An 8481-nucleotide genomic window follows, 5' to 3' on the forward strand; every position below is an offset into this window, starting at 1 on the left:
CGTCGCGCAGCCGGCCGCCGTGCAAGGCGGCCATGCGCCGCTGCCCTTCCGAGTCCATGCGGCCGAACGACGCCTGGGCCGCCGCCACCGTATCGTCGTCCAGGTGGCTGATCAGCCTGTCGGCCGCGTCCCAGGCTTGCTGCTCGGTTTCGCGCACGATGACATGCAAGCGGATGCCGAACTTCAACGTGCGCCCGTGGCGCGCGGCACGCGCGCGCATATCCGCCAGTTTGGCCGCCACGGCCTGGGGCGGCTCGCCCCAGGTCAGGTATACGTCCAGTTGTTCCGCCGCCAGTTCGTGGGCCGGTTCCGACGACCCGCCGAAATATAGCGGCGGATACGGACGCTGTACCGGCGGATAAATGACTTTGCCGCCCCGCGATACCTGGTGCTTTCCTTCGAAATCATAGGCTTGTCCATCGTGGCTGGCCTGCAGGATGCCGCGCCAGATTTTCAGGAAATCGGCCGTGATGGCGTAGCGTTCGTCGTGTGCGGCAAACAGGCCGTCTCCCTCCAGCTCGGTGGGATCGCCGCCCGTTACCACGTTGATCAACAGGCGGCCCTCGGACATGCGGTCGAAGGTGGCGGCCATGCGCGCCGCGAACTGCGGCGAGCTGACCCCCGGCCGGATGGCCACCAGGAATTTCAGGCGGCGCGTGGCGCCGATCAGGCTCGACGCCACCACCCAGGCGTCTTCGCACGAGCGGCCGGTGGGCAGCAGCACGCCGTCATAGCCCAGGGTGTCGGCCGCCACCGCAATCTGCCGGAAGTAGTCGTAGCCCGCCGCGCGTGCCCCCTGCGACGTGCCCAGGTAGCGTGAATCGCCGTGTGTGGGAATAAACCAGAAAACGTTCATGGCTTGCCTATCGTCGGTATTCATTGAAGATCGCCGGGAGCGGCCTGCAGCACGTCCAGCTTGCGTGGAATGAGCTTCAGCGCATAGAAGGCATCGGCGATTTCCTGCTGGTGGGCCAGGACCTCTCGGCTTACCGGCACCACGCCGTAGGCCAGGCGCCGGGCAGCCAGCTCCACGACCGGCCGTTCCAGGCCCAGCACCGGCTGCAGCAAGTCCACCGATTTGCCCGGGTTGTCGCGCGCCCACAGGTCGCCCTTGCGGATTTCTTCCAGCACGGTCTGGATGACTTGCGGCTGCTGCTCCAGGTAACTGCGCGAGGCCAGGAAGAACTGATAGTTGTTGACCACGCCCTTGCCATCGGCCAGCACGCGCGCGCCCAACTGCCGCTCCGCGGCGGCCTGGAACGGATCCCAGATGACCCAGGCATCCACCGCGCCACGCTCGAACGCCGCCCGCGCATCGGCCGGGGTCAGGTACGCCACCTGCACGTCGCGATAAGGCACGCCCGCGAGTTCAAGCTGCTTGACCAGCAGGTAGTGCACGTTGGAACCCTTGTTCAGCGCCACCTTCTTGCCTTTCAGGTCGGCCACGGAACGGATGGGGGAATCCTTGGGCACCAGGATGGCCTCGCTCTCAGGGGCCGCGGGTTCATTGCCCACGTACACCAGCGGCGCGCCGGCCGCCTGCGCGAATATGGGCGGCGCTTCTCCCACGGTGCCGAAGTCGATGGATCCCACGTTGAGCCCTTCCAGCAATTGCGGGCCGGCGGGAAACTCCACCCACTTGATGGTGATGCCCCGCTCTGCCAGTGCCTGGTCCAGCGAGCCCAGCGCCTTCAGGATGGTCAAGGTCCCGTATTTCTGGAAGCCGATGCGCAAGGTGGCGGCATCCTGGGCCGTTGCGGCGTTGCCCGCCAGCATGGCCAGGCACAGCGCCGCGGCCGGACGCAGCCAAGGGATGGAGAAGAACTTCATCGATGCACTCCCGAAGTCAAATGCTGAATCTTGCGTTCAAGGCCAGGTAGCCCAGGTCATAGCCCTGCGTCAGCGGAGCGGCGGTCAGGTGGGCTGCCAGGCGATCGGTAGCCACGTCCAGCCGCTGGCATACGTCGTCGTCGATGGACGCGTGGCCGTTGTGCAGTGATACCTGCCGGTCAGTGGCATATACCCCCGCCAGGATGTGGCGCGCGCCCAATGCGGACAGCACCGGCTTCAGGCTGTATTCCAGCGCCAGCAGGTGCGCGGTGCTGCCGCCCGTGGCAATGGGCAGCACGATTTTTTCCGACAACGCCTTTTCGTCCAGCAGGTCGAGTATGGTCTTCAGCCCCCCGGAGAACGATGCCTTGTAGACAGGCGTGGCGATCAGCAGCGCCTGCGCGTCGGCCACGCGCTGGCGCAGCGAACTGGCGGCGGCGCCGCCATAGTGGCCTTCCACCAGGTCTACCGCGGGCAGGTCGCGCAGGCCCAGCTGGCTGCTGGGAAGGCCGCGCGAAGCCAGGCGCTGCGAGGCATAGTGCAGCAAGGCCGACGAGCGTGAATGCGGCGCCGGACTACCGGCCAACAACAGGATCGCCATGATCAGAAACGTTGCTCCGTGATGCGTGGAATGCAAGGATTCTGGACTGGCGGCCGGTGCGTGGAAAATATTTAGTCGATATGTGGTTATGCGCGGGCCTGGATGGCCGGTGCTGCGCCAAGTTACTGGAAGACCCGCCGCACATGGAAAACGCCGGCACGGCGCCGCGCATTGCCCAGGGGCTTTGCATGGCGCCGTGCCGGCGTGCGGCACAGCGGGACTAGAGCGGGATTACGCGTCCTGGCTGCTGACCTGCGGAGCGGCCGAGGCCGCCTTCTTGCGGGCCGCGAACATGCGGCCCAGGCCCACCACCAGCAGCGCGCCCACCACTTCGGCGGCAATCTTCATGGCGCCCGACACTTCGCCGAAGTGTTCCACGACCACCACGTCGGTCACCAGCATGCCGCCCGCGATCCAGCCCAGCAGCGCGGCGCCGAACGTCACCACCATCGGGAAGCGGTCGATCAGCTTGAGCACCAGCGTGCTGCCCCAGATGATGATGGGCACGCTGACCACCAGGCCGAAGATCACCAGGCCGATCTGGTGCGAGGGGTCGGCCATTTGCGCGGCGCCCGCGATGGCGATGACGTTGTCCAGGCTCATGACGAAATCGGCCACGATGATCGTCTTGACGGCGGCCCAGATGGAACCGGCGCCCTTGATGTTGCCATGCGCATCCTCTTCGGGAATCAGCAGCTTCACGCCTACCCACAGCAGCAGCAGCGCGCCGATGATCTTTAGGTACGGAATGGTCAGCAGCGTCAGCGCGAAGGCGATCAGGATAACGCGCAAGCCGATTGCGCCCGCGGTACCCCACAGAATGCCCTGCATGCGTTGCTTGGGCGGCAGATTGCGGCAGGCCAGTGCAATGACCACAGCGTTGTCGCCGCCCAACAGGATGTCGATAAGAATGATCTGGAAAACAGCGGCCCAGCTAAGGGTCTGCAAAAACTCGAGCATGCAATCTCCGTGTAAAAAACGACAAGAACCAGGACGAAAGCGCTGTTTTAGCATTTCTTACAACAAACTGAACAGCACTAACTGGTTACAGAGCCTGCCGCGCACCGCCCGCCAGGCATGAAAACTGCTGCCCCACTTTCCTTGTTAAATGAATTTTCCATTAAAAATCATTAAGTTATGGAAACTAAAAATTGGGGCCGCGCTAGAATTCTTCGCGTCGCGATTGCCTGGACCAGCGCAGCGCTGATCCTGACAGCACTGGCTTTGGCCATGCGCTGGCTGAATGGCTGACAGCCCGGGCACGCGGCATGCTTGGCACGGGGCATGTCCATTCCGAGAAGGCCCGCCCATGCCTAGCCCGCCCGACGACGGCGCCCAGCCCCGCTATGACCTGGTCGTGGCCTACCCCCGCCGCCTGGGCGCCACGGCCCACGACACGGCCAGCCACCGCGCCCTGGCCAGCAAGCTGGCCGGACTGCTGGATTGCGCATTCGCGGCCGACTACGAGCCCGCGCCGGGTGCCGGCAAGGTTTATTACGTGCCCGCCATGACGCTGGGCAGCGCGGCCGCGGCGCGCCTGGGCATAGCCGGCGAGGCCGATCTGTTCGGCGGCGTGGTGCCGCACGAATTCATCGCCACCAAGGCCATCACCCATCCCCTGCCCGACAATGCCACCGCGCCCGCTCCGCCGGGCTGGTCCACGGACCTGGGCACCCGCCTGCAGGGCCTGGTGCTGGCGGGCTACACAGTGTTCTCGCCCGAGGACGCGCTGCAGGCCGGCATTCTGCTGCTACGCAGCGGCCCGGTGCGCATCAAGCCTGTCGAGGCCACCGGCGGCCGCGGCCAATGCAAGGTCGGCAACGAGGCGGAACTGCGCGAGGCGCTGCGCGCCCAGGAAGCGGACGAAATGGCGCGTTGCGGGCTGGTATTGGAGGAACACCTGGAAGAAGTCGTGACCTACAGCGTGGGCACGGTGCGCCTGCCCGGCCTGGAGGCCAGCTATATCGGCACGCAGCGGCTGACGCCGGACAACACGGGCAGCCCGGTATACGGAGGCTCGGACCTGCTGTTTGTGCGAGGCGGCTTCGACCATCTGGCCGGGCAGCATTGGCCCGGGCCCATGCGCCAGGCCATCGAACAGGCGCGCCGCTATGATGCCGCGGTGCAGGCCTGCTTCGCGGGCTTCTTCGCCTCGCGGCGCAACTATGACGTGGCCCAGGGCCTGGGGCCCGCGGGCGAGTGCCGCCAGGGCGTGCTGGAGCAATCCTGGCGCGCCGGCGGCGCCAGCATGGCCGAAGCCTGTGCGCTGGAAGCGCTGCGCGACGACCCGCAACTGGACCGGATCCGCGCCCGCACCACCGAGGTCTATGGCGGCGGCGATTCCCAGGCGGCGGATGCCACCCTGGTCTACGACGATGACGACCCGCAGGTGGGCCGCATCCGGAAATCGGCGGGAGTCGTAAGACATGGCCACGTATAGCGAAGCGACGTCCATCGCCAGCGGCGGGCAGGATCTCTCCGGCACTTTTCTTGCGCCCGAAATGAAGATTCCCGGCGTGCTGTTCATCCACGGCTGGGGAGGCAGCCAGCAGTTCGACCTGCTGCGCGCGCGCAGCATCGCCGGCCTGGGATGTGTATGCCTGACCTTCGACCTGCGCGGCCATGCCGCCACCGAAGCGCAACGGTCGCGCGTGTCGCGCGACGACAACCTGCAGGATGCATTGGCCGCCTATGACAGCCTGCTGCGCCATCCCGCCATCGACAGCCATGAAGTGGCCGTGGTGGGCAGCAGCTACGGCGGATACCTGGCGGCCATCCTGTCCACCCTGCGTCCGGTGAAGTGGCTGGCGCTGCATGTGCCGGCGCTGTACCGCGACGACGACTGGGACCAGCCCAAGGGCTCGCTCAGCCGCGAAAGCCTGGCCGCCTACCGCCTGACGCGCGTGGCGCCCGACCAGAACCGGGCCCTGGCCGCGTGCGAGGCCTTTGCCGGCGATGTGTTGATCGTGGAATCCGAGCACGACACCTTCATTCCCCATTCCACCATCATGAATTACCGCTCGGCATTCCTGCGGGCGCATTCCATGACACACCGCATCGTGGATGGCGCCGACCATGCATTGACGGACAAGGCCGCGCAGCGCGCCTACACGTCGATACTGGTGAACTGGACCACCGAAATGATTGTCGGCGCCCGCGTCGGCAATCTGCACATCGAAACCTGAACAGGAGAATCGTGATGAAAGAGCAAACCCGCCCCGCCCCTGCCACCCAGGACGACACGCCGCGCGACGCGCAGAAAAGCCACGGCGGCGTGCAGAACCGCTCGAAGAAAGACGGCCATGCCACCCAGGTGGGTTCAGGCCAAGACCAGCAGAGCCAGCGCAATCGAGGCGCCGGCGCGCGCCGGCCGTGAAGCGGTCCGCGGCGCGCCGCGAGCTATCGCGCCGCTTCCTGGAAGACGCGCAGCACTTCGCGGTTGAACGCAGGGATGTCGTCAGGCTTGCGGCTGCTGACCAGCTTGCCGTCCACGACAACCTCTTGGTCTACCCACTGCGCGCCCGCGTTGCGCAGGTCGTCCTGCAGCGACGGCCAACTGGTGAGCGTGCGGCCGCGCACCAGGCCGGCCGACACCAGCAACCAGGCGCCGTGGCAGATCACGGCGATGGGCTTGCCCTGCTCGTCCAGGGCCCGCACGAAGTCGCGCGCCTTGGGATGCATGCGCAGCTCGTCTGCATTCACCACGCCGCCCGGCAGCAGCACCGCGTGGAAATCCGCGGGCTGCGCCTCGGCGAAGGTCAGATCCACGTCGAACCTGTCGCCCATCTGGTCATGATGCATGCCTTGCACCGGCTGATGCGCGGCCGACACCAGCGCGACGCGCGCGCCCTGCTGCACCAGGGCATCGCGCGGCTGGGTGAGTTCCACCTGCTCGAAGCCGTCGACCACCAGAATGGCCACATTCAGATCTTTCAAGGAACCTTCCATAAACACCTCCACTGACGGTAAACCTATCAAACCCGCCGGGCAGCAACCCGTGTTCCTGCCCGAGCCTTCGGCCGGCCTGGTATATGCCGACGACAGCGGGCCGGGATTTTCACGCCGGCCCCTGCGTTCCGGAAAATTCCGCTATCTGGACACCCGGGGCCGCACCATCGACGACGCCCAGGTCATCCAGCGCATCGACGCCCTGGCCATCCCGCCGGCGTACACCGATGTGTGGATCTGCCCCCTGGCCGACGGCCATCTGCAGGCCACCGGACGCGATGCCCGTGGCCGCAAGCAGTATCGCTATCACCCGGACTGGACGGCGGTGCGCGACGCCGGCAAGTACGACCAATTGGCGGAGTTCGCCGCGTGTCTGCCCCGCATCCGTCGGCGGGTGGCGCGCGACATGCGGCTGCGGACCCTGTCGCAGGACAAGGTGCTGGCAGTTCTGGTGCGCCTGCTGGAGATCACCCTGATACGCATCGGTACGCGCGAGTACGCCCGCGCCAACAAGTCTTACGGGTTGACGACGCTGAAGCGGCGCCATACCCAGGTTGCCGGCGACCGCCTGCGCCTGCGCTTCATGGGGAAAAGCGGCGTGCCCCACGACGTGACGGTGAACGACGGCCGCATCGCCCGCACCGTGAAACGCTGCATGGACCTGCCCGGGCAGCAGCTCTTCCACTACCGCGATGCCGCCGGAAACATCCACCCGGTAAGCTCCGAGATGGTGAACGCCTACCTGAAAGACGCCGGCGGCGGCGGATACACCGCCAAGCACTATCGCACCTGGGCCGGTTCGGTCATGGCCTTTGCCCTGCTGCAGCGGCAACCCTCGGCCAGTGAAGCCGAACGCAAGCGCATTCTGGTGGACACCGTAAAACAGGTGGCGAACCGCCTGAGCAATACTCCGGCCGTTTGCCGCAACTGCTACATCCACCCGGCGATTCTCGACGCCTACCTGCGGGGCGAACTTCCCGCACGCAAGCCGCACGGCACGCCACGCGGCCTGAACGCCGACGAACAGCGGCTATGGCATTTCCTGGCGGCCCGCCCGCCCGAGTCCTGAACGCCGCTACAGCAAGTGGGAGCGCGTGTTCTTCGCATGCGGGCGGGGCTTGGAACCATCCGCCCAGTTCGAATCGTCCCGGCTGTCGCGCGCGGGGCGGCTGTCCTTGGCCGCTTCGTCGGGGGTGTCCGCCGTGGGCTTGGGCGGCTGGCGCGGCACATCCACCGCATGGCGCGGTGGCAGCACTTTCGCATGCACCGTATCCCCGCGCTTGCGCGCGCGGGCCTGGGCGGGTTTTGCCGTGGCCTTGGCGGTCGTCATGGCTATCCTTCGCAATCAGGTGGGCGCGCCGATGTGCGTGTCGCGCCCGGTGGAAACGGGCTCGCGCTGCGGCGGAACCAGCGGGTTGAAATCTTCCCATTTGCCGTTCATCCAGCGGCCGTTGGCCCGCTCCACGTCCATGCCGCCCGCCTCGCGCAGCAAGGCCACCGCCCGACCTTCCTGGTCGGGCGCGATATGCAGCGCAAGCAGGACACCCGCCGGCCGGACTTCGGGATGGCTGTGGCGGGCATGGCCGCCGCGCGCCAGCCGCCGGCCGCGGCCGGTGACCCACAGCGCCCCGGCCAATGCCCCGATATAGGCCCCTACCCCTCCGGCCGCGGCCACGGCTATGGCCGACGGATCGACCTGCCAGGCAACAATGCCGCATACCACGGCAAACAGAATACCCAGCGCGGCCGCGCCGATGACCGCGCCAACGGATGCGCCGCGCGCATCAGGGTCGGCCTTGCGATCCCCGCCCACCGGATAGCGGGCATGCTCGCCGGCAATGTTTACATAGAACGTATGCATGTCTTCGTCGCGGAACCCGTCGGCGAACAGGCGCTGGGCGGCGGCTTCGGCCTGATCGAAGGTCTGGAAGCGAGCGGCAACAATTAATGACATCATGGTCTCCTGCCAGTACGGTGCTTGCCATCCGATGCCAGCAAATCGCATACCTGGCGCGACACCACGCGGCGGCGCGCCAGTACCGCGGCCAGGCCGCGACCCACATCGCGCGCCAGCCGCAGCCGTGCCCGGGCGGATGCCTGCG

At 66.7% G+C, this 8481-nt stretch carries 11 protein-coding genes; 4 read left to right on the forward strand and 7 right to left on the reverse strand.

Going from position 1 to position 8481, the window contains the following annotated elements; all coding sequences use genetic code 11:
• From LPZ50_RS17845 to LPZ50_RS17860, 4 genes are all read right to left on the reverse strand, one after another.
• Positions 1 to 856, reverse strand: an 856-nt coding sequence (locus LPZ50_RS17845) for an LLM class flavin-dependent oxidoreductase (protein ID WP_230663217.1), incomplete at its 3' end; no start/stop codon positions are given.
• 20 nt (positions 857 to 876) lie between these two features.
• Positions 877 to 1830, reverse strand: coding sequence for a sulfonate ABC transporter substrate-binding protein (locus LPZ50_RS17850; RefSeq protein ID WP_268903470.1), 954 nt, complete (start codon positions 1828 to 1830; stop codon positions 877 to 879).
• Between the two features lie 16 nt (positions 1831 to 1846).
• Positions 1847 to 2431 carry an NADPH-dependent FMN reductase gene (gene ssuE / locus LPZ50_RS17855; RefSeq protein ID WP_230663201.1) on the reverse strand — a complete coding sequence of 195 codons (585 nt, stop codon included), beginning with the start codon at positions 2429 to 2431 and terminating at the stop codon, positions 1847 to 1849.
• 231 nt (positions 2432 to 2662) lie between these two features.
• A complete protein-coding gene (locus LPZ50_RS17860) occupies positions 2663 to 3391 on the reverse strand; it encodes a TerC family protein (RefSeq protein ID WP_230663203.1) in 729 nt (242 codons plus the stop codon).
• A gap of 349 nt (positions 3392 to 3740) precedes the next feature.
• On the opposite strand from LPZ50_RS17860, the gene LPZ50_RS17865 reads away from it, so the two are divergent.
• From LPZ50_RS17865 to LPZ50_RS17875, 3 genes are read left to right on the forward strand one after another with little or no spacing between them, the layout of a single operon-like run.
• The gene (locus LPZ50_RS17865) at positions 3741 to 4871 is read left to right on the forward strand and encodes a DUF3182 family protein (protein WP_230663205.1); all 1131 of its coding nucleotides are present in this window, start codon (positions 3741 to 3743) and stop codon (positions 4869 to 4871) included.
• Positions 4858 to 5616, forward strand: coding sequence for an alpha/beta hydrolase family protein (locus LPZ50_RS17870; RefSeq protein ID WP_230663207.1), 759 nt, complete (start codon positions 4858 to 4860; stop codon positions 5614 to 5616). The genes LPZ50_RS17865 and LPZ50_RS17870 overlap by 14 nt, the downstream gene beginning before the upstream one ends.
• A 14-nt stretch (positions 5617 to 5630) precedes the next feature.
• Positions 5631 to 5807: a hypothetical protein gene (locus LPZ50_RS17875; RefSeq protein ID WP_230663209.1), complete on the forward strand. Its 177-nt coding sequence runs from the start codon at positions 5631 to 5633 to the stop codon at positions 5805 to 5807.
• A gap of 23 nt (positions 5808 to 5830) precedes the next feature.
• Here LPZ50_RS17875 and LPZ50_RS17880 read toward each other — a convergent pair whose 3' ends face one another.
• Entirely contained in the window at positions 5831 to 6379 is a 549-nt protein-coding gene (locus tag LPZ50_RS17880) for a type 1 glutamine amidotransferase domain-containing protein (protein ID WP_230663211.1), read from the reverse strand.
• A 49-nt stretch (positions 6380 to 6428) separates the two neighbouring features.
• On the opposite strand from LPZ50_RS17880, the gene LPZ50_RS17885 reads away from it, so the two are divergent.
• A complete protein-coding gene (locus LPZ50_RS17885) occupies positions 6429 to 7448 on the forward strand; it encodes a DNA topoisomerase IB (protein WP_230663213.1) in 1020 nt (339 codons plus the stop codon).
• Positions 7449 to 7454: 6 nt separating this feature from the next.
• On the opposite strand, the gene LPZ50_RS17890 is transcribed toward LPZ50_RS17885, so the two are convergent.
• Together LPZ50_RS17890 and LPZ50_RS17895 are read right to left on the reverse strand one after the other, a co-directional pair.
• Positions 7455 to 7709 carry a hypothetical protein gene (locus LPZ50_RS17890; RefSeq protein WP_230663215.1) on the reverse strand — a complete coding sequence of 85 codons (255 nt, stop codon included), beginning with the start codon at positions 7707 to 7709 and terminating at the stop codon, positions 7455 to 7457.
• Between the two features lie 15 nt (positions 7710 to 7724).
• On the reverse strand, positions 7725 to 8333 hold the full coding sequence (locus LPZ50_RS17895) for a hypothetical protein (RefSeq protein WP_230663221.1): 609 nt from the start codon (positions 8331 to 8333) through the stop codon (positions 7725 to 7727).
• Between the last annotated feature and the right edge of the window lie 148 nt (positions 8334 to 8481).

The sequence above is a fragment of the Bordetella petrii genome (genome assembly GCF_020991325.1).
Classification (GTDB): Bacteria; Pseudomonadota; Gammaproteobacteria; order Burkholderiales; family Burkholderiaceae_B; genus Bordetella_A; species Bordetella_A petrii_E.